Here is a 19669-nt window from a genome sequence, read left to right on the forward strand (position 1 = left end):
ATCAGGCCGATGCCCCGATCATATCCCGCGCAATCGCGCAGAACGCGGCAGTCGCCGCGCTTTCACCGTGCAGCCGCCGGCTCATGATGATCGGCGAAGTCGCGGCCGGCTCCGGCAACCGCCGGTAGACCACGCCTTTTACGCGCACGCCCTCCACGCTCTCCGGCACCAGCGACACACCGACCTGCGCGGCCACGAGCCCGAGCGCCGTCTGCAGTTCGCGCACTTCGTGCACGGCCGCCGGCACCAGCGCGCCGTCGCGCAACGCGGACAGCTGCTGGTCGGCGAAGCTCGGCCGCGGCGTGCTCGGATAGACGATCAGCGTCTCGTTCGCGATATCCGCGAGCGTCAGAAGCCGTGCCGGATCGGCGAGCGGATGCCCGACCGGCAGCGCCGCGATCAGCTTTTCCTCGATCAGCGCCTCGCGCACGAGTTGGTCGTCGTCGAAGCGCAGCCGGCCGAAGCCCACGTCGATCCGCCCGCCCTTCAGCGCGCCGAGCTGCTCCAGCGTGAACATTTCGATCAGCGACAGTTCCACTTCCGGCTGCGCCTCGCGAAACGCGCGGATCACGTCCGGCAGCGCGCCGTACAGCGTCGACGGCACGAAGCCGATCACGATCCGCTCCGACAGCTGCGCGAGCCGCCGCGTCAGCGGACCGAGCTCGTCGGCCTGGTCGACGAGGCGCTTCGCCTGCGCGTAGAACACCCGCCCCGCATCCGTCAGTTTCAGCGGCCGCGCACCGCGCTCGAACAGCGGCAGCCCGATCTCGTCCTCGATCGCCTGGAGCTGGCGGCTCAGCGGCGGCTGCGTCATGTGCAAGCGCTCCGCCGCCCGCGTGATGTTCATTTCCTCGGCGACGGCGATGAAGTAGCGGAGCTGACGCAATTCCATTTCATGCCTCAAAGGTATGGAAGTAGTCGGAAAGAGTGTTGGACGACGCGGGGCGGGAATTCCTACCATGTGCACCAACAGGAGGAATCGCATGATAGCAACTGCCGCCACCATCGAACGCATCGAGACGCTGCTCGTCGACGTGCCGACGATCAGGCCCCACAAACTGTCGGTCGCGACGATGAATTGCCAGACCCTCGTACTGGTCCGTGTTCGATGCACGGACGGTATCGAAGGCGTCGGCGAGGCGACGACCATCGGCGGCCTCGCGTACGGCGAGGAAAGCCCCGAAAGCATCAAGGTCAACATCGACACTTACTTCGCGCCGCTGCTGCAGGGCATGGACGCGACGCGTCCGGGCGCCGCGATGGCGCGCGCACGCAAGCTGTTCCAGGGCAACCGTTTCGCGAAGTGCGCGATCGAGACCGCGCTGTTCGACGCGCAGGCGCAACGTCTCGGCGTACCGCTGTCCGAGCTGTTCGGCGGCCGCCGGACCGATGCGGTGGACGTCGCCTGGACGCTCGCGAGCGGCGATACGCAGCGCGACATCGCGGAAGCCGAAGCGATGCTCGACGCGCGCCGCCACCGTGCGTTCAAGCTGAAGATCGGCTCGAACGCGGTCGCGAACGACGTCGCGCACGTCGTCGCGATCAAGCGCGCGCTAGGCGAGCGCGGCGATGTGCGGGTCGACGTGAACCAGGCATGGAGCGAAACCGACGCAATCTGGGCCGGCGCGCGGCTCGCCGAAGCCGGCGTGAGCCTCGTTGAGCAGCCGATCGCCGCGACCAACCGCGCGGGGCTGAAACGCCTCACGCAACTCGCGCAGGTGCCCATCATGGCCGACGAGGCGCTGCACGGCCCCGTCGATGCGTTCGCGCTCGCGCAGGATCGCGCGGCCGACGTGTTCGCGGTGAAGATCGCGCAATCGGGCGGCCTGCAGGGCGCGGCGAGCGTTGCGTCGATCGCGGCGGCGGCCGGCATCGAACTGTACGGCGGCACCATGCTCGAGGGCGCGGCCGGCACGATGGCGTCCGCGCAACTGTTCAGCACGTTCGACTCGCTGAAATGGGGCACCGAGCTGTTCGGCCCGCTGCTGCTCACCGAGGAAATCCTCGTCGAGCCGCTGCGCTACCAGGATTTCAAGCTGCACCTGCCGGCGACGCCCGGCCTCGGCATCACCTTCGACTGGGCCCGCATCGAACGGATGCAACGCGGCGCCCGTTGACCCCACACGACAACCGAAACCGGAGACACAGATGAACAAGCAAGCCATCGACGCACTGCTGAAGACCTTCGACGACGCCGCCGAGAAGCCGGGCAATCCGCGCGTGCGCGCGATCGTCAACCGGATCGTGAAGGACATCTGCTACACGATCGAGGATTTCGACGTGCAGCCGAGCGAGTTCTGGACGGCACTGAACTACCTGAACGAAGCCGGCCGCGAATTCGGGCTGATCGCCGCGGGTCTCGGGCTCGAGCGCTTCCTCGACGTGCGGATGGACGAAGCCGAGGAACAGGCCGGCATCCAGGGCGGCACGCCGCGCACGATCGAAGGCCCGCTGTATGTCGCCGGTGCGCCGGAATCGGTCGGCCATGCGCGTCTCGACGACGGCACCGACCCGGGCCAGACGCTGATCATGCGCGGCCAGGTGCTCGGCCACGACGGCGCGCCGCTCGCGAACGCGCTGGTCGAGGTGTGGCACGCGAACCATCTGGGCAACTATTCGTACTTCGACCAGTCGCAGCCCGCGTTCAACCTGCGCCGCTCGATCCGCACCGATGCCGACGGCCGCTACAGCTTCCGCAGCGTGCTGCCGGTGGGCTACAGCGTGCCGCCGGGCAGCAAGACCGAGCAACTGCTCGACCAGCTCGGCCGCCACGGCCATCGTCCGGCGCACATTCACTTCTTCGTTTCGGCCGACGGTTATCGTAAGCTGACGACGCAGATCAACATCGACGGCGATCCGCATCTGTGGGACGACTTCGCGTTCGCGACACGCGACGGGCTGATCCCGCCGGTCAAGCAGGCGGAAGGCGCGGAAGGCAAGCCGTACGGCGTCGACGGGCAGTTCGCGCTGATCGACTTCGACTTCTCGCTGCTCAAGGAAAAGCAGGACGTACCGGGCAGCGAAGTCGAGCGGGCACGCGCACAGGCCTGAGCGCCCTTCCCGTTCGACGTATCGACAACTCAAGGAGTGCAGGATGCTGTTTCATGTGGAAATGACCGTTCGCCTGCCGGCGGACATGGATCCGGTCAAGGCGGCAACGCTGAAGGCGGAAGAAAAGGCGATGTGCCAGCGACTGATGAACGAAGGCGTCTGGCGTCATCTGTGGCGGATCGCCGGGCAGTATGCGAACGTCAGCATCTTCGACGTCGAAAGCGTGCAGCAACTGCATGACCTGCTGAGCCAGTTGCCGCTGTTTCCGTACATGGAGATGGAAGTGCGGGCGCTGTGCCGGCATCCGTCGTCGATCCGGGACGACGACCGGTAAGCGGCCGGGCAATCGCGATGCGTCGGCGCCACTTCGACGGCGACGCATCGCGGCATTCCGATACGGTCATGCCGGATTTTCGCGGTGCAAGCCGCCAAGCGGCCCTAACCACGAACGGACTTCCAGGTTTTGTCTTCCGCGGATCTGCGTGAATCGGGTGCGCCGTCGCCCGCGCCCGTACGAGTGCGCATTCCCCCGGACTCCATCCGGGCTTGACGGCGCGCGGCACCGGCGCATTTTCAGGTCCGCACGCGACGCGTGGCTCCCACCGTCCGCCGCGCTGCGCCCGCGAGCAGACGCACGCTGAAATCCAGCCATTCCACGGCCCGATCCCTCGCCGCCCCGGCGAGCGCGCATCCGGATGCCATGTGGACCAGGCGCCCCCCCTCCCATCATCGACGCGCACCCGCGCCTTCCCCGCCGGCGAAGAACAATTAGCGGCAAATTCAGGACTATTCAGGCGCATCGTGGCAACTTCTCTCGTGTCGTGCCGGCACGGAAATCCGCCGCATGTTGCCCGCCCCCCCGCAGCGCGAACGCCACGAACCTGACGGCGCGCGGTCTTCGCACCCGCTCGTTCCGTCCTCGATCGCGCGCGCAATCGAGAGTCCGGTCGAATGCGTCGTCGCGCCGCGCACGGATAACCCTCTGCAAAACCAAGCACCGCCCGGAATCGCGTACCCGAGGACGCCATCATTCGTTTGCCATGCGCTCAACCATCCCGCCCGCTTCTCGCATGACGCTACTGCGTAGCGTCCTGTCCAAGGTCCGTCAGTATCTGAAGTGGCAACCCGTCGCGCCCGCGCGGTTTGTGTCCGCCACGCTGTTCTGCGTCGGCGGCAGTATTGCCGTGGCCGCCGCCACGTGGGCATGCCTTGCGTGGCATGTCGAATACCCGACCGCCAGCCTCGTGCTGAGGCTGGTGATCGTCGTCCTCGCAATCTTCGGCTCCATGCTGTCGGCCGTCCTGTTCGCGGTGCTCGGCGGCGCACTGCTGGACTACTATTTCACGGCGCCCTATTTCGCGCTGGCGGTCAGCCGGACGCAGGACATCGTCGCACTCGCGACGTTCCTCGTCACGACGCTCATCGTCTGCGCGTTGATCCGGTACATTCGTTTTCTCGGACACGTCCAGCACGAGCAGGCGCGTCTGCTGGATCTCACGAACGACAGCATTTTCGTGCGCGACGAAAACGACGCGATCAAGTACTGGAATCGCGCCGCGGAAACCCTGTACGGCTGGAAAAGCGCCGACGCGATCGGCCGGCATGCGCACACGCTGCTCAAGACCGTCTTCCCCGTACCGCTCGACGAGATCAACGCGATCCTGAGGGGCTCCGGTCATTGGGAAGGCGAACTCGTTCATACGAATCGCGACGGCAAGACCCTCGTCCTCGCGAGCCGGTGGTCCGTTCAGCTCGATGCGGGCGGCGAGCCGCGCGGCATACTCGAAAGCAACACGGACATCACCCGGCGCAAATTCGCCGAGCAGGCGCTGCGCCGCAGCGAGGCGGAATTCCTCGCCGAAGTGCAACGCCTGAGCCGCACCGGCAGCTTCGGCTGGAATATCGCCACCGCGGCCGTTTCGTGGTCGGCCGAGACATTCCGGATTCTCGAATACGACACCGCGACCACGCCCTCCATCGCGCTGTTCGCGGCCCGCCTGCATCCCGAGGACGCCTGCGCCTTCCAGGCCGCGTTGACGGCAGCCACGCAGTCGAGAGGCCACCTCGACGTTCATGCCCGATTGCTGATGCCCGACGGAACCGTCAAGCATGTCCATCTGGTCGCCCATCCGCTCGACGCCGCGCATCATGGTGCGCAGTACGTCGGCGCCGTGATGGACGTCAGTGCCACGCGACAGGCCGAGGAACAGATTCGCTCGACCCGCGCCGAACTCGAACGCGTTGCGCGCGCAACGGTATTGGGTGCGCTCAGCGCGTCTATCGCGCATGAAGTCGGCCAGCCGCTGTCGGCGATCCTCACCTTCGGGCAGACCGCCCAGCGCTGGATCGAGCGCGACCCGCCGGAACTCGTCGAAGTGCGCGCGTGCCTCGACGGCGTGATCTCCAGCAGCACGCGGGCCGCCAGCATCGTGCAACGGGTTCGCGATCTGACGTCGCGCTCCGCCGCCGTGCAACGCGACAGTCTGGCCTTGAACGACGTGGTCGAGGAAACCGTGGCATTGCTCAACGGGGAAATGGCGTATCACGACATCGCGTTGCGCATCGAACTCGCAGCCGGCCTGCCGCCGGTTTCGGGCAACCGGGTGCAGCTTCAACAGGTGTTGATGAACCTGTCCGTGAACGCGATACAGGCGATGGCCGGCCAGCCCGACGGCTTGCGCCACCTGCTCGTCACGTCGCATCTGGAAGACAACGGCCATGTCGCCGTCGCGCTGCGGGATTCGGGCGCCGGCATTCGCGACGAAGATATCGACCGGCTGTTCGACGCGTTCTTCACGACGAAGCCTGCCGGCATGGGCATCGGCCTGTCGATCTGCCAGTCGATCATCGAATCGCACTGCGGACGCGTATGGGCAACCAACAACGCGGATCGCGGATCGACCTTTACGTTCTCCCTGCCGCCCGCGTGAGGACCGGGATCGCAACGGCACGGCCCGCGGCGCCGCACGCGTGCGGGCCGACGACGTGCCCGCGAACGGCGGGCCCGTCTTCGGGGCCGACTTGCGGCAGTCAACTCACGTGCGCGCCGAACCCGACCTTCCCCGGCGCGATCCCGTCCTTCAGCGTCAGCGCCGGGATCGCGTAATCACCTGCGTTCTGCCGACGGAACGGAATCGGCTGCTCGGTCCACAGATCGTCGAGACGCCGGCCAAGCGCCGCACGCGTTTCGTCGAAGCGCGCGTCGTTCATCTTGCCCGTGCGGTAGATCACGAACGGCGGCAGCACGTCGAACCCCGGGTAATACAGCACGCCGTGCTGGATCGGGAACAATATGTCGTCGATCGGCCCGTTGATGCCGCGCGGGCTGTAGTGCGATTCCCACCCGCCCGTCGTGACGATCACCATCGCCCGCTTGCCGGCAAACGAGCCTTCGCCGTAGCGATCGCCCCAGTGCGTATCGGAATGCTCGCCGACGCCGTACGCAAACCCGTACGCATACACCCGCTCGACCCAGCCCTTCATGATCGCCGGCATCGAGAACCACCACAGCGGGAATTGCAGGATCACCGCATCGGCCCACTTCAGCTTGTCCTGCTCGCGCGCGATGTCTTCGCTTTGCGTGCCCGTCGCGAACGCATGCTTCGAGTCCAGCGACGGATCGAACCGCGCGTCGGGCGCGCGACCGGTCACGTCGTTCGCGTCGAACGCCGCCTTCCAGTTCATCGCATACAGATCCGTCACCTGCACGCTGTGGCCCGCCGCTTCGAGATGCTCGACGGCAAAGTCGCGCAGCGCACCGTTCAGCGAACGCGGTTCGGGATGGGCATAAACGATCAGCACATTCATGTTCGTCACTCCGTTGATTGAATGACTGCAGGATGCCGCCGCCGAAGGTATATTTGAAATGAATTCCTGATATTCCAGGTATAGCCATGAATAATCTCAGACGACTCGACCTGAATCTGCTCGTCACGCTGGACGTGCTGCTCGCCGAGCACAACGTCACGCGCGCGGCCGAGAAGCTGAACATGTCGCAGCCGTCGGTCAGCGTGCAGTTGCAGAAACTGCGCGACGTGTTCGGCGATCCGCTGCTGCTGCCGGGGCCGCGCGGAATGCGGCCGACCGCGCGTGCGGAAGCGCTGCGCGAGCCGTTGCGCGACGCGCTGGAAGCCGTCGAACGCGCGGTGGTTCCGGCTACCCCGTTCGATCCGGCGACCGCGACGAACACGTGGCGCGTGGCCGCGACCGACTACGGCGAATCGACGATCGTGCTGCCCGCGCTGCACATGCTGCGCTCGGCCGCGCCCGGCACGCGGCTGGCCGTCGTCGAGCTCGTGCCGCCGCGCATCGAGCAGGATGCCGAACGGAACGGCATCGACCTGGCGTTCCACACGACCGAGGGTTCGCCGGCCGGCATGCGGCGCCTGCCGCTGTTCGTCGAACGTTACGTGCTCATCGGCCGCGCCGGGCATCCGAAGCTGAAGCGCCGCCCGACGCTCGCGCAGTTCGGCACGCTCGAACACGTGATCGTGTCGCCCGACGGCGGCGGCTTCTTCGGCGTGACGGACGAAGCGCTCGCGAAAGTCGGCGCCGCGCGGCGCGTCGTGCTGTCGGTGCCGCATTTCCTGTTCGTGATGTCGGCCGTCGCGAGCACCGATCTCGTCGCGATGCTGCCCGAGCGGCTGGTGCGCGACGTGCCCGCGCTGCGCGTGGTGGACGCACCGGTCGAGGTGCCCGGCTATGAAATGTCGATGCTGTGGCATGAACGCGTGCATCGCGATCCGGCGCATCGGTGGCTGCGGGAGACCATCGCAGCAGCGGTCTGAAACGGTCCGGTTGCCGGACGGCTGCCATCTGCTGTCATCGGGGGCTTGAAAGTACGCCAGACACTGTATATATTTACAGTGTTTCTGCGTCATTTGACCCGAATTCCGTCCCCCGAGACGGTCTTTAGTGAGGCGACCATGTTCCAGTCATCCGCATTCGATCCCGAGCAACCCGGCTTCAATCCCGTCCACTTCGAGCGCGCCGCGCGGCAGGCGGTCGTCGATCTTCAGCGTGTCGTCGGCGGCCCCGCACAGCGGGCGCTCGGCTTGCGGCGCCGCAGCCATCCGGCCGCCGTCCGCACGATGAGCTGGCAGGCGCTGCTGAATGTCGAGGAGCTGGCGTTCTCGAACTCCGGCTTCCTGAACCGCAACGATCCGCTGGTCGTCGACGCCTTCATCCGGCTGCGCGACAGCCGGATGGTCGCCGCGGACGTCGAGGAATCCGTCGACTGGAAGCGCGACGACGACGATTTGCCCGCCGTCTATCTGATCGTCAAGGCGATGCTGGAAGCGGAAGAGCGCGAGACGCAACGCGTCGAGATGGAGTGACGGCAGCGCCTCGCGGCCGTACCGTTACAGCCGCGCCGCGAGGCGCGCGCCCTGATCGATCGCGCGCTTCGCGTCGAGTTCGGCGGCCAGTTCCGCACCGCCGATCAGGTGCACCGAGCGCCCGGCCGCCTGCAGCGGCGCGAGCAGCGCGCGCTGCGGTTCCTGCCCCGTGCAGAGCACGATCGTGTCGGCTTCGATCAGCTCGTGATCGGTGCGCTGCTCGCCGTACGACACGTGCAGCCCGCGCGCGTCGATCAGCTCGTAGTTCACGCCACCGATCATCTTCACCTGCTTCATCTTCAGCGTCGCGCGGTGAATCCAGCCGGTCGTCTTGCCGAGCCCCTTGCCGAGCGGCGCGGCCTTGCGCTGCAGCAGCGTCACCTCGCGCGCCGGGGCCGATACCTGTGCACGCGTCACGCCGCCGCGCGTCGCGGCCGGGTCGGTTACACCCCACTCGGCCTTCCACTCTTCCAGATCGAGCGCCGGCGATTCGCCGTCCTGCACCAGATATTCGGCGACATCGAAGCCGATCCCGCCCGCGCCGACCACCGCGACGCGTCGGCCGACCGGCTGTTTGCCCGCGAGCACCTCGATATAGCTGAGCACGTTCGGCCCGTCCTGCCCCGGAATCTTCGGGTCGCGCGGCGCGACGCCCGTTGCGAGCACGATCTCGTCGTAGCCGCCCGCGATCAGGTCGCTTGCATCGACGCGGCGGTTCAGGTGCAGGTTCACGCCGGTCAGCTCGACCTGGCGGCCGAAGTAGCTCAGCGCTTCATGAAACTCTTCCTTGCCCGGCACCTGCTTGGCCATGTTGAACTGGCCGCCGATCTCCGACGCGCCATCGAACAGGTCGACGTGATGGCCGCGCTGCGCGAGCACGGTCGAGCAGGCGAGCCCGGCCGGCCCCGCACCGACCACCGCGATACGCTTCGGCTGCTGCGCAGGCGTGTATTTCAGTTCCGTCTCGTGGCACGCGCGCGGATTCAGCAGGCACGACGCGACCTTGTTCTTGAATGCGTGATCGAGACACGCCTGGTTGCAGCCGATACAGGTGTTGATTTCATCGGCGCGGCCTTGCGCGGCCTTGACGACGAATTCGGCATCGGCGAGCAGCGGGCGCGCCATCGACACCATGTCCGCGCAGCCGTCCGCGAGAATCTGCTCGGCCACTTCCGGCCGGTTGATCCGGTTGGTCGTCACGAGCGGAATGCCGACCTCGCCCTTCATCTTCTTCGTCACCCACGCGAACGCGCCGCGCGGCACCGACGTCGCGATCGTCGGCACACGCGCCTCGTGCCAGCCGATCCCCGTGTTGATGATCGTCGCACCCGCGCGCTCGACGGCTTTTGCGAGCTGCACGGTTTCGCTCCAGTCGCTGCCGTCGGGAATCAGGTCGAGCATCGACAGCCGGTAGATCAGGATGAAATCGCGGCCGACCGCTTCGCGCGTGCGCTCGATGATCTCGATCGGCAGGCGGATGCGGTTCTCGTACGATCCGCCCCACTGGTCGGTGCGCTTGTTCGTATGCATCGAGATGAACTGGTTGATCAGGTAGCCCTCGGAGCCCATGATCTCGACGCCGTCGTAACCGGCTTCGCGCGCGAGCTTCGCGCAACGCACGAACGCGCGGATCTGCCGCTCGACGCCGCGCGCGCTCAGCTCATGCGGCGCGAACGGCGAGATTGGCGACTTGATCTTCGACGGCGCGACCGCGAACGGGTGGTACCCGTAGCGGCCCGTATGCAGGATCTGCAGCGCGATCTTGCCGTCTTCCGCATGCACGGCGTCGGTGATCTCGCGATGCCGCCGCGCGGCGGCCAACGTCATCAGCGTGCCGCCGAACGGCTTGGTCCAGCCGGCCACGTTCGGCGCGAAGCCGCCCGTGACGATCAGGCCGACACCGCCGCGCGCGCGTTCGGCGAAATATTCGGCGAGCCGCGGCAGCGTCTTGCGGCTGTCTTCGAGGCCCGTATGCATCGAGCCCATCAGCACGCGGTTCTTCAGCGTCGTGAAACCCAGGTCGAGCGGCGCGAGCAGGTGGGGAAAGGTGGTTGTCATGATGGTCGAGCCCATAAGCGATGCCTGCCATCGTAGGCGCGCGCCGCCTTGAGCGTGAGGGGGCAAACAGCCATAATGCTTGTCATTTCCGGCCAAAACACCATGACTTCCCCACTCGCCAAAGACCGCCTCGGGCTGCGCCGGCCGACGATTCCGGTTGCCTATACGCGCCTGCTGCTGCAGGCGCTGGCCGCCCGCGGCGTCGACCTGGCCGCCGTGCGCGCCGGCACCGGCCTGCGCGACGCGGTGCTGGCCGAACCAGACGCGCGCGTCGCGCCGTCGCAATGGGGGCGGCTCGTCCTCAATGCGATCGAGATCGGCGGCGATCCGGGCATCGGGCTCGCGTTCGGGCTGCTGCTGAAGCCGACCGTGCACGGCTTTCTCGGCTATGCGACGCTGACCGCGCGGGACATCCGCGACGCGCTGTCCGTCACGCAACGCTACTTCCGGATGCGCAATCGCCAGTACCGGCTGACCTATGCGGAAGACGAACGCGGCGCGACGCTCGAACTGCACGGCGTGCAGGCCAGCCCCGTGCTGCAGCATCACGTGATGTTCGAGTTCGTGCTGACGGGGCTCGCGCAGAACATCTCGCAATGGTCCGGGCGTGCGTCGCCGCCGATCGAGCTGCAGTTCGCGTGGCCGGAGCCCGCGTATTTCGCACGCTATCGCGACCAGTTGCCGCCGGTGGAATTCGACTGCGCGGCCAACGCGCTGTGGATCGCGCGCGACGTGCTCGACTGGCCGCTGCCGCTCGCCGATGAAGTCGCGCACCGGCAGGCACTCGTGCAGGTCGAACGCGAGTATGCGCAGGTGCGTCAGGAGGAAGGCGATCTCGTCGAACGTGTGCGCGCGGAACTGGCGCGGGCGGCAGGCAATTACCCCGGGCCGGACACGCTCGCCGATGCGCTGCTCGTGTCGACGCGCACGCTGCGGCGCCGGCTCGAGGAAGCCGGGTCGAGCTATCGGCAGTTGCTCGACGAAGCACGGTTTCGCGACGCGAAGCAGTTGCTCGCCGCGTCGGATCTCGACCTGAAGACGATCGCCGAGCGGCTGCAGTTCACCGACCCGGCGAATTTCACGCGCGCATTCCGGCGCTGGGCCGGGCAGACGCCGAGTGCTTACCGTGAGGCAGCCGGCGGGTTGGGGGAACCGGCGTCGGGTCCTGCGTCACCGAGGTAGATCCGCGCGCCACCATCGCCCTCGCCCGCCTCGATCCGCACATCGCCCGTCGCGGCGACGATCGCGTCGTACACGGCGTCGCTCACGCACACCACCGGCACCGCGATCGCATACAGCTCGGCGGCCACGATCGCGCCGATCGAGATGATCAGGTCGCGCTCCTTCAGCACGATTCCGACCGGCCCCGTGCCGTTGCGCACGGCTTCCGCGAGCACGCTGCTGCTCGAACTCGAGCCCTTCGCATGCGGCATCACCATCACCTTGCCGGCGAGGCTCGCGCCGGCCTGCGGATGCCCGCGATCGACGATCCTGCCCGCGCCCGAGTCGTAACCGCCCCAGAAGCTGAGCGGCTTGTCGAGCACGAAGGGCCGCGCGCACGCGCTGCCCGGCACGAGCGTGTCGCCCGTCAGACCCTTGCCTGTCGCTTCAGTCATCGAATCGCACCTTTCCTTCGTACGCCGAGCGCACGCATTCGCGCATGCTGCCGTACGCGACCGTCACGCCGATGTTCGCGGGCGCATACGACGCCCATTTCCCCGAGTTGGTCATCACCAGCCCCGACAACTGCTTCATCACCGGCGTGATGTACGTGCAGGTGTCGACGACGATCTGGATGCCGCGCGCCGCGAACTTGCCGGCGAGGCCGGTTTCCTCCAGTTCCCACAGGATGAAGCGGCTCGTGTTCACGTAGAAATCGCACGCCGGCTTGCCGTCGAACGCGTCGAGCAGCGTATCGAGCGTGCGGAATTCGGCCAGCGAGAAATGCGGCGTGCCGAGCGCCACCGCGACGAGCGCGTCGCCGGCCGCACCGTGGTTCAGCGTGCGGCGAATCTCGTCGAGATCGGCCATCGCGACGTCAACCATGCGTTGCGCCGCGTGCCCGTGCAGCGCGGCGTCGAGCGTCGGCGCCTCGGGTGTGATGCCCACCGCATGAAACAGCGCGACGGCGCCGCTCGACGCGGCCGCCGCGCCGAGCGCCTTGAGTTCGTCTTCGGTGGTGTCCGCCGGCAGCCCGACGATCGCCGGCACGACCGCGCCCGCGATCTTGCCGATCAGCAGACCGAGCGCGGCGAAATAAATGTCGCGCGACGCCAGGCCGCTGAAATCCGGCGCGTTGAACACGATCCGCGCGGCGCGGTTCGCTTCGACATGCAGCCCCGCATACGGCGCGCGCCCGGTGATCGCGGCGGCCAGGTCGAGAAAATCGCCATACCGGCTCGTGCGTGCGCCAAGCACCGAGTTCGCGAACACGATCGCATTCGATTCGGCCCATGCGATCTGCTCGCCTTTCGCGGGACGGTTCTTCAGTTGATACGGCGCGCACGTGAAGCTCGATTCGCAGCCGAGTTGCAGATGCGCGTCCATCAGGCGCTGCGCATCGCGCTGGATCGTGCGGTCGCCGTGATACAGCTCGGGATGGATCAGGTCGAGCGACCCGACGTTCAAGGTGGTCGGCACCGCGACCTGCGCGCCGGTGTCGACGAAATACTCGACGAAGTCGAGGCTCGTCTGGCCGTGATAAAGGCAGCCGTCGATATGGGCAGACGTAATGTCGATCAGGTGCGGCGCGGACATCACCTGCGCCGTACGCGCGACGATCCGCATCGCGCGCGCGACGCCATCGCCGAAATCCCCGCGCAACATCGCGTCGTCGCGGTCACTCAACTGCAGCATCGGTTGCTCCTCGTGACTCGTATCCGGCAGTGCGCCGGCCCGTGAAATCCGTCAGAGGACTCTACAACTGGAAATAAAAACTGTCCAGATCGACATCGATCCGGACAGATTCAAAACCAATTTCCACCATGAGAGGCCACCGAAGCGATCGATGGCTCGAATTCCGCTCCAGTTCGCCTAACGTTCGGCCGTCAGGCTGAATAGCTCGCCGCGCAACGCCTTCGCGCGCGCGCTGCCGAACTGCGTCTCGAATTCGTCCTGCGCCGCCTGCCACGCGATCTTTGCTTGCGCGAACGTGCGCTCGCCGAGCTTCGTCAGGTGCAGCGCATGCGCGCGCGCATCGTGCTCGGACGCGGCCGTCGCGACGAAACCGTCGCGCTGCAACGGCTTCAGCGCGCGCAGCAGCGTCGTGCGATCCATCACGAGCGTGTCGGCGAGTTCGCTCATCAACAGGCCGGGCCGGTGCGTCAGGTTCGCCATGATCGAGAACTGCGCGGGCGTGACGCCGACCGGGGCCAGATGGCGTTCGTACAGTTGCGTGACGAAGCGCGCCGCCTGACGCAGCGCGAGGCAGTTGCACGCTTGGGCAATCGAGGTGTCGTTCATGTTCGTCAATTTATATGTGCATATGCATAAAGTCAATGTACACTCCGCCGTAACCAGGCTGGCGGCCGGCCATCGCATCAAGGAGACGGACATGGACTACATCGACAAGCTGCGGATTTTCCGGTCGGTGGTGGAGATGCGCAGCTTCACGCGCGCCGCCGACATGCACGGCCTCGCGCGGCCGGTCGTGTCGCGCGCGGTCGCGGATCTGGAAGCGCGCTTCGGCAGCCGGCTGCTGCACCGGACCACGCGCCAGGTGTCGCTGACCGAAACGGCCGAGCGCATCTACGAGCGCTGCGCGGCCGTGCTCGACGAGCTCGACGCGCTCGAAGTCGAAGCGCAGACGCAGACGCGCGAACCCGAGGGCCTGCTGCGCCTCGTCGCGCACACGACGGCCGCGCTGAACCGGCTCGTGCCGCTGATCGCCGGCTTCAAGAGCGCGCATCCGAAGGTGCGCCTCGACGTCACGCTGACCGAGCGCCCGGTCGATCTCGTCGGCGAAGGCTACGACATCGGCATCGTGGTGCCGTACATGCTGACGAGCGAATCGACCGTCGTGCGGCTGGTTGAGCGCATTCCGGTCGTGATCGTCGCGACGCCCACCTACCTGCGCGAACATTCCCGCCCCGAGACGCCGGCCGATCTCGCCGAGCATCCGTTCGTGCCGCTGTCGCCGTCGCTGCGCCGGCCCGCGCTGTCGTTCCGCGTCGACGGCGACCTGCTGACCGTACCGTTCCGCTTCGACATCTCGTCGAACAGCCCCGTCTTCAACCGCGAAATGGTGATGCACGACTTCGGCATCGGCGTCGTCCCGAAAACGCTCGTGCAGGCCGAACTCGCGTCGGGCGCGCTCGTGCAACTGCTGGCGGACGCCGACCTCGTCGACGCGTTCGTCGAAATCAAGCTCGCGTACGCGAACCGCGTGCTGCTGCCCGCGAAGGTCAAGGCGTTCATCGACTACACGGCCGCCTATTGCGACCGCGAAGGCTGGATCGTCCCGGCGGCCGCCTGATGGCGATTGGTACAGCCACGACACCAATCTGATCCTGCCCCGCCCATCGCTTCGCGACGCCCTGCGCCCTAACATGTGCACATGCACAAGATCACCCTCACCGACGACGATTGCTTTGCGGTCCGGCAAGCCGCCCGCCGGATCTCGCAGTTCTACGAGCGCTATCTGTCGCGGGCCGGAGTGACGCCGTCGCAGTACAGCATTCTCGCGCTGCTGCGCGACCGGCCGGGCCTGACGATGGCGACGTTGTCGAGCGTGCTGGTGATCGAACGCACGGCGCTGCTGCGCGCGCTCAAACCGCTCGTCGGCGCCGCGCTGGTGACGGGCATGATCGAGCCGCCGTACCGCCGCCAGACCTTCACGCTGACCGCGGACGGCGAAACGAAGGTCGCCGACGCGCACGTGCACTGGCTCGCCGCGCAGGAAGCGTTCGAGCTGCGCTTCGGGCCGACACGGGCGGCCCGCCTGAGAGACGAATTGTTCCGGATCACGCACAACCTGCAGGAACGCTAGCCCCTTCCCCGATCGACGCCATGCCGTCGATCGCTTTGATTAGTGCATATACATAGGTGAAACGATGGAAACGACCCAAGCCGCTGCCGCCACGCGCGAAGCAGCCACAACCGAGCGGCCCGCGAAGCAGCGCAGCGTACCGTGGATGCGCATCGCGGTAGGCGTCACCGTCGTCGTCGTGGCCGCGGCCGTGCTCGACTGGCTGTTCGTGCTGCGTTTCCAGGAGAGCACCGACGACGCGTATGTCGGCGGCGACGTGACCGTGCTCGCGCCGAAGGTCAACGGCTTCGTCGACAAGATTCTCGTGACCGACAACCAGCGCGTGAAGGCCGGCGACGTGCTCGTGCAGCTCGATGCGCGCGACTACGACGCGAAGCTCGCACAGGCGAGCGCCGAAGTCGACAGCGCGCGCTCCGCCGTGACCGAACTCGAAGCGAAGCAGCAACTGCAATTCGCGGTAATCGGCCAGCACGCGGCGGACAAGAACGCATCGTCGGCCGAGCTCACGCGCGCCGCCTCGGACCGCGTGCGCTACCGCGAACTCGTGAAATCCGACGCCGTGTCGAACCAGATCGTCGAGCGCGCGGACGCCGATTACTCGAAAGCCGGCGCGGCCGTCGAACGCAGCGACGCCGCGCTGCTCGCATCGAAGCGACAACTCGACGTGCTCGGCGCGCAACTCGCCGATGCACAGGCCCGCGTGAACACCGCGCTGGCCGCGCAGCGCGTCGCCGCGCTCAACGTCGAATACACGACGATCCGCTCGCCGGTCGACGGCTACGTCGGCAACCGCACGGGCCGCGTCGGCATGCTCGCGAACGTCGGCGTGCCGCTGCTGACGGTCGTACCGGCTTCCGGGCTGTGGATCGACGCGAACTTCAAGGAGGACCAGTTGCGCAAGATGCGCGCGGGCGATCGCGTCGACGTCGCGCTCGATGCATCGAGCACGCGGCTGCACGGCCGCGTCGACAGCGTCGCGCCCGCGACCGGCGCGACCTTCAGCGTGCTGCCACCCGAGAACGCGACCGGCAACTTCACGAAGATCGTCCAGCGCGTGCCCGTGCGCGTGCACCTCGATCCGCAGCCCGGTATCGAACACGTGCTGCGCCCCGGCCTGTCCGCGGTCGTGACCGTGCATACCGATCACGCGAACTGAGCGGGAGCCGACGATGACCACCGCGTTTTCCGGCGACCCCGCGTCGCAACCGACCAGGCAGCGCGTATTCGCGTTCGCGCTGATGTGCGTCGGCTTCTTCATGGCGACGCTCGACATCCAGATCGTCGCGTCGTCGCTGCGCGACATCGGCGGTGGGCTTTCCGCCAGCCAGGACGAACTGTCGTGGGTGCAGACGGCCTACCTGATCGCCGAGATCATCGTGATCCCGATGTCGGGCTGGCTGTCGAAGGTGATGTCGACGCGCTGGCTGTTCGTCGCATCGGCCGTGGGCTTCACGATCACCAGCATGCTGTGCGGGCTCGCGTGGGACATCAACTCGATGATCCTGTTTCGCGGGCTGCAGGGCGCGCTCGGCGCCGCGATGATCCCGACCGTGTTCACCACCGCGTTCGTGCTGTTCCCCGGCAAGCAGCGGCTGATCGCGTCGACGACCATCGGCGCGCTCGCGTCGCTCGCGCCGGCGATCGGCCCCGTGATTGGCGGCTGGATCACCGACCAGTGGTCGTGGCACTGGCTGTTCTACCTGAACCTCGTGCCGGGCATCGCGGTGGCCGCGCTCGTGCCGCGCTACGTGCATATCGACGAGCCCGACCTCAGCCTCATCAAGCGCGGCGACTATCTCGGCATCGTGCTGATGTCAGGCTTCCTCGGCTGCCTCGAATACGTGCTCGAAGAAGGCCCGCGCAAGAACTGGTTTGGCGACGATGCGATCGTCATCTGCGCGTGGATTTCCGGCATCTGCGGTTTCCTGTTCCTCGTGCATGCGCTCACCGCGAAAGATCCGATCGTCGACCTGCGCGCGCTCGCCGTGCGCAACTTCGGGATCGGCAGCCTGCTGTCGTTCGTGACCGGCATCGGCATCTTCGTGACCGTGTTCCTGACGCCGCTGTTTCTCGCGCAGGTGCGTGCGTTCAGCTCGCTGCAGATCGGTATCGCGCTGCTGTCGGTCGGTGCGTTCCAGTTGCTCGCGCTGTGTGCGTATGCGTTCGCAGCGCGCTACTTCAGCATGCGTGCGCTGCTGGTGTTCGGGCTGATCTGTTTCGGCCTCGGCTGCTACCTGTACACGCCGATCACGCACGACTGGGGCTGGAAGGAACTGCTGCTGCCGCAGGCGCTGCGCGGCATCGGTCAGCAATTCAGCGTACCGCCGATCGTGACGATGGCGCTCGGCTCGCTGCCGCAATCGCGGCTGAAATCGGCGAGCGGGTTGTTCAACCTGATGCGTAACCTCGGCGGGGCGATCGGTATCGCGGTGAGCGCGACGATGCTCAACGACCGGCTGAACTTTCACTATCTGCGGCTGAACGAGCACGTGAGTGCCGGCGAACCGCAGATCGCGTCGCTGCTCGATCGTCAGGCGGCCTACTGGGGCTCGGTGGCAGGCAATACGCTGAATACCGCGCAGGCCGGGCTCGCGAACCTGCATCGGCTGATTTATCGCGAAGCGCTGACGCTCACGTATGCCGATGCGTACTACGCGCTGTCGCTGTGCTTCGTCGTCGCGCTGCTTGCCGTCGTGTTTTCCAAACCCATTACGTTGAACGCGCCGCCGCCGGACGCGCACTGAGATCGTCATCATGAAAAAGCTACTTCTCGCGCTGGCTGTCAGTGCATTCGCCGCCGGGTGTGCGGTGCAGCCCGCGCAGCATCCGGCGCTGCCCGAATCCGTTCAGACGCTCGCGCCCGCTGCCTGGGATACGGACGTGCCGCGCGCTGGCATCGACGCCGCCGCATGGTGGGCGCAATTCCACGATCCCGTGCTCGACCAACTGATCGCCACCGTGCTCGACGGCAACCTCGATCTGCAGGCAGCCGCCGAACGCGTGAAGCAGGCGCAGGCGCTGACCGTGCAGAAGCGCGCGGTGCTGCTGCCCGAACTCGACGCGACCGCGCATGCGGCCGACGCGCGGCAGAACACGCCGCCGCCGCTCGGGTATGTGCGGCAGGCTGGCGCGGGGCTTGCGCTGAGCTGGTCGCCCGATGTGTTCGGCGGTGAACGGCTCGATTTGCTTGCCGCGCAGGCGGAACTCGTCGGGCAGAAACATGCGGAAGATGCGATGCGGCTCGCGCTTGCTGCCGATGCGGCATCCGCGTATGTCGATCTGCGCTGGGCGCAGCAGGAGTTGAAGATCCTGCAGGACAACGCGAAGATCCGGCAGCACGCGCTCGAACTCACGCGCAAGCGGCAGGCGTTCGGGTTGTCGACGGAGCTCGACGTTACCCGCGCGCAGAACCAGCTCGATGCGCTCGAAGCGCGGATTCCGCCGACGCAGGCGCAGATCTCGCATCAGCTCAATCTGATAGCCGTGTATTCGGGGCGCACGCCGGAATCGGTCGATCGGCTCGTGTTGGCGCAGGCCGGGGAAATTCCCGCGCCGCCGGTTGGCGCGCCGGGAACGCTGCCTTCGCAGGCATTGTTGCGGCGGCCCGATGTGCTGACGGCTTATGCGCAGGTCGAGCGGCGTGCGGCGCAAGTGGGCGTGGCGAAAGCCGAGCGATATCCGAAGTTTTCGTTGAACCTGACGGACGGGATTCTGGCGGCTTCGTATCTCGGGTTGCCGACGTTGACCGATAACCTGTTCAGCGCGGCGTTGAGTGCGACGAGCCCGATCTTCAACGCGGGGCGGATTACCGCCGATATCTCGCAGAGCGAAAGCCGGATGCGCGAGTCGGAACTCGGGTTACGGCAGACGATGCTGCAAGCGTTGCGCGAAGTCGAGGATGCGCGTGCGAATCTCGTCAGTTCCGACGAGGCGACGCGGAAGCTGGGTAGCGCGCTCTCTGCATCGGACAAGGCGCTTGGGTTGGCGAATCAGCTCTATAAGGGTGGCGCGACGGATTTTCTGGATGTGCTGTCGGCGCAGGAGGTTTATCTGCGGGATTCGGATTCGCTCAATCAGCTCAAGCGGGAGCATGCGCTGGCGGCGGTGGCGTTGTATCGGTCGCTTGGGGGCGGGTGGAGCAGGAATGACGCGGCCGGCGGGCCGGAGGTGGAGGCTGTGGCGAAGAACTAGGCGCAGTCACGATCCGGCGCCGGCCTCAACACTTGCCGGCGCCCCG

18 protein-coding genes are annotated in these 19669 nt (G+C 66.8%); 12 read left to right on the forward strand and 6 right to left on the reverse strand.

Annotated elements, in window-relative coordinates; genetic code table 11:
- Position 1: 1 nt before the first annotated feature.
- Entirely contained in the window at positions 2-892 is an 891-nt protein-coding gene (locus KEC55_RS23245) for a LysR family transcriptional regulator (RefSeq protein WP_282511205.1), read from the reverse strand.
- A gap of 91 nt (positions 893-983) precedes the next feature.
- On the opposite strand from KEC55_RS23245, the gene KEC55_RS23250 reads away from it, so the two are divergent.
- The 4 genes from KEC55_RS23250 (at position 984) to KEC55_RS23265 (ending at position 5981) form a co-directional block, all read left to right on the forward strand.
- The gene (locus KEC55_RS23250) at positions 984-2117 is read left to right on the forward strand and encodes a muconate/chloromuconate family cycloisomerase (RefSeq protein ID WP_282511207.1); all 1134 of its coding nucleotides are present in this window, start codon (positions 984-986) and stop codon (positions 2115-2117) included.
- 31 nt (positions 2118-2148) lie between these two features.
- Positions 2149-3051, forward strand: a complete 903-nt coding sequence (gene catA, locus KEC55_RS23255) for a catechol 1,2-dioxygenase (protein ID WP_282511209.1) — start codon at positions 2149-2151, stop codon at positions 3049-3051.
- 43 nt (positions 3052-3094) lie between these two features.
- The gene (gene catC, locus KEC55_RS23260) at positions 3095-3385 is read left to right on the forward strand and encodes a muconolactone Delta-isomerase (protein WP_059237400.1); all 291 of its coding nucleotides are present in this window, start codon (positions 3095-3097) and stop codon (positions 3383-3385) included.
- Between the two features lie 361 nt (positions 3386-3746).
- Entirely contained in the window at positions 3747-5981 is a 2235-nt protein-coding gene (locus KEC55_RS23265; RefSeq protein ID WP_282511210.1) for an ATP-binding protein, read from the forward strand.
- 100 nt (positions 5982-6081) lie between these two features.
- Here KEC55_RS23265 and KEC55_RS23270 read toward each other — a convergent pair whose 3' ends face one another.
- Positions 6082-6858 carry an NAD(P)H-dependent oxidoreductase gene (locus KEC55_RS23270; protein ID WP_282511211.1) on the reverse strand — a complete coding sequence of 259 codons (777 nt, stop codon included), beginning with the start codon at positions 6856-6858 and terminating at the stop codon, positions 6082-6084.
- Positions 6859-6944: 86 nt separating this feature from the next.
- On the opposite strand from KEC55_RS23270, the gene KEC55_RS23275 reads away from it, so the two are divergent.
- On the forward strand, positions 6945-7838 hold the full coding sequence (locus KEC55_RS23275; protein ID WP_282511212.1) for a LysR family transcriptional regulator: 894 nt from the start codon (positions 6945-6947) through the stop codon (positions 7836-7838).
- A 138-nt stretch (positions 7839-7976) separates the two neighbouring features.
- Positions 7977-8387 (forward strand): DUF2471 family protein, encoded by a 411-nt coding sequence (locus tag KEC55_RS23280; RefSeq protein ID WP_282511213.1) that lies wholly within the window; start codon positions 7977-7979, stop codon positions 8385-8387.
- Between the two features lie 24 nt (positions 8388-8411).
- Here the strand turns inward: KEC55_RS23280 and KEC55_RS23285 are convergent, their stop codons facing one another.
- Positions 8412-10445: an NADPH-dependent 2,4-dienoyl-CoA reductase gene (locus KEC55_RS23285; RefSeq protein WP_282511214.1), complete on the reverse strand. Its 2034-nt coding sequence runs from the start codon at positions 10443-10445 to the stop codon at positions 8412-8414.
- 75 nt (positions 10446-10520) lie between these two features.
- Here KEC55_RS23285 and KEC55_RS23290 point away from each other — a divergent pair, with 75 nt between their 5' ends.
- Complete coding sequence (locus KEC55_RS23290) at positions 10521-11627, forward strand: AraC family transcriptional regulator (RefSeq protein ID WP_282511215.1); 1107 nt, start codon at positions 10521-10523, stop codon at positions 11625-11627.
- Here KEC55_RS23290 and KEC55_RS23295 read toward each other — a convergent pair.
- The 3 genes from KEC55_RS23295 to KEC55_RS23305 form a co-directional block, all read right to left on the reverse strand.
- Positions 11567-12061, reverse strand: coding sequence for an aconitase X swivel domain-containing protein (locus tag KEC55_RS23295; protein ID WP_282511217.1), 495 nt, complete (start codon positions 12059-12061; stop codon positions 11567-11569). The two genes, KEC55_RS23290 and KEC55_RS23295, sit on opposite strands and share 61 nt — an antisense overlap.
- Positions 12054-13301 carry an aconitase X gene (locus KEC55_RS23300; protein WP_282511219.1) on the reverse strand — a complete coding sequence of 416 codons (1248 nt, stop codon included), beginning with the start codon at positions 13299-13301 and terminating at the stop codon, positions 12054-12056. Before KEC55_RS23300 ends, KEC55_RS23295 begins: the two co-directional genes overlap by 8 nt.
- A gap of 177 nt (positions 13302-13478) precedes the next feature.
- Positions 13479-13907, reverse strand: coding sequence for a MarR family winged helix-turn-helix transcriptional regulator (locus KEC55_RS23305; RefSeq protein WP_282511221.1), 429 nt, complete (start codon positions 13905-13907; stop codon positions 13479-13481).
- A gap of 91 nt (positions 13908-13998) precedes the next feature.
- Between KEC55_RS23305 and KEC55_RS23310 the strand changes: the two genes are divergently transcribed.
- The 5 genes from KEC55_RS23310 (at position 13999) to KEC55_RS23330 (ending at position 19623) form a co-directional block, all read left to right on the forward strand.
- Positions 13999-14919, forward strand: coding sequence for a LysR family transcriptional regulator (locus KEC55_RS23310; protein WP_282511223.1), 921 nt, complete (start codon positions 13999-14001; stop codon positions 14917-14919).
- 81 nt (positions 14920-15000) lie between these two features.
- Entirely contained in the window at positions 15001-15432 is a 432-nt protein-coding gene (locus tag KEC55_RS23315) for a MarR family winged helix-turn-helix transcriptional regulator (protein WP_282511225.1), read from the forward strand.
- 64 nt (positions 15433-15496) lie between these two features.
- Positions 15497-16588, forward strand: a complete 1092-nt coding sequence (locus KEC55_RS23320) for an HlyD family secretion protein (protein ID WP_282511227.1) — start codon at positions 15497-15499, stop codon at positions 16586-16588.
- A gap of 13 nt (positions 16589-16601) precedes the next feature.
- Positions 16602-18176 (forward strand): DHA2 family efflux MFS transporter permease subunit, encoded by a 1575-nt coding sequence (locus tag KEC55_RS23325; protein WP_282511229.1) that lies wholly within the window; start codon positions 16602-16604, stop codon positions 18174-18176.
- Between the two features lie 10 nt (positions 18177-18186).
- The gene (locus KEC55_RS23330; protein ID WP_282511231.1) at positions 18187-19623 is read left to right on the forward strand and encodes an efflux transporter outer membrane subunit; all 1437 of its coding nucleotides are present in this window, start codon (positions 18187-18189) and stop codon (positions 19621-19623) included.
- The last annotated feature ends 46 nt before the right edge of the window (positions 19624-19669 follow it).

This window comes from Burkholderia cepacia, assembly GCF_029962485.1.
GTDB lineage: Bacteria > Pseudomonadota > Gammaproteobacteria > Burkholderiales > Burkholderiaceae > Burkholderia.

Coding starts and splice junctions, on each gene's coding strand:
- KEC55_RS23245 (WP_282511205.1), bottom strand. CDS start 892: ATGGAATTGCGTCAGCTCCGCTACTTCATCGCCGTCGCCGAGGAAATG.
- KEC55_RS23250 (WP_282511207.1), top strand. CDS start 984: ATGATAGCAACTGCCGCCACCATCGAACGCATCGAGACGCTGCTCGTC.
- catA (WP_282511209.1), top strand. CDS start 2,149: ATGAACAAGCAAGCCATCGACGCACTGCTGAAGACCTTCGACGACGCC.
- catC (WP_059237400.1), top strand. CDS start 3,095: ATGCTGTTTCATGTGGAAATGACCGTTCGCCTGCCGGCGGACATGGAT.
- KEC55_RS23265 (WP_282511210.1), top strand. CDS start 3,747: ATGCCATGTGGACCAGGCGCCCCCCCTCCCATCATCGACGCGCACCCG.
- KEC55_RS23270 (WP_282511211.1), bottom strand. CDS start 6,858: ATGAATGTGCTGATCGTTTATGCCCATCCCGAACCGCGTTCGCTGAAC.
- KEC55_RS23275 (WP_282511212.1), top strand. CDS start 6,945: ATGAATAATCTCAGACGACTCGACCTGAATCTGCTCGTCACGCTGGAC.
- KEC55_RS23280 (WP_282511213.1), top strand. CDS start 7,977: ATGTTCCAGTCATCCGCATTCGATCCCGAGCAACCCGGCTTCAATCCC.
- KEC55_RS23285 (WP_282511214.1), bottom strand. CDS start 10,445: ATGACAACCACCTTTCCCCACCTGCTCGCGCCGCTCGACCTGGGTTTC.
- KEC55_RS23290 (WP_282511215.1), top strand. CDS start 10,521: ATGCTTGTCATTTCCGGCCAAAACACCATGACTTCCCCACTCGCCAAA.
- KEC55_RS23295 (WP_282511217.1), bottom strand. CDS start 12,061: ATGACTGAAGCGACAGGCAAGGGTCTGACGGGCGACACGCTCGTGCCG.
- KEC55_RS23300 (WP_282511219.1), bottom strand. CDS start 13,301: ATGCTGCAGTTGAGTGACCGCGACGACGCGATGTTGCGCGGGGATTTC.
- KEC55_RS23305 (WP_282511221.1), bottom strand. CDS start 13,907: ATGAACGACACCTCGATTGCCCAAGCGTGCAACTGCCTCGCGCTGCGT.
- KEC55_RS23310 (WP_282511223.1), top strand. CDS start 13,999: ATGGACTACATCGACAAGCTGCGGATTTTCCGGTCGGTGGTGGAGATG.
- KEC55_RS23315 (WP_282511225.1), top strand. CDS start 15,001: ATGCACAAGATCACCCTCACCGACGACGATTGCTTTGCGGTCCGGCAA.
- KEC55_RS23320 (WP_282511227.1), top strand. CDS start 15,497: ATGGAAACGACCCAAGCCGCTGCCGCCACGCGCGAAGCAGCCACAACC.
- KEC55_RS23325 (WP_282511229.1), top strand. CDS start 16,602: ATGACCACCGCGTTTTCCGGCGACCCCGCGTCGCAACCGACCAGGCAG.
- KEC55_RS23330 (WP_282511231.1), top strand. CDS start 18,187: ATGAAAAAGCTACTTCTCGCGCTGGCTGTCAGTGCATTCGCCGCCGGG.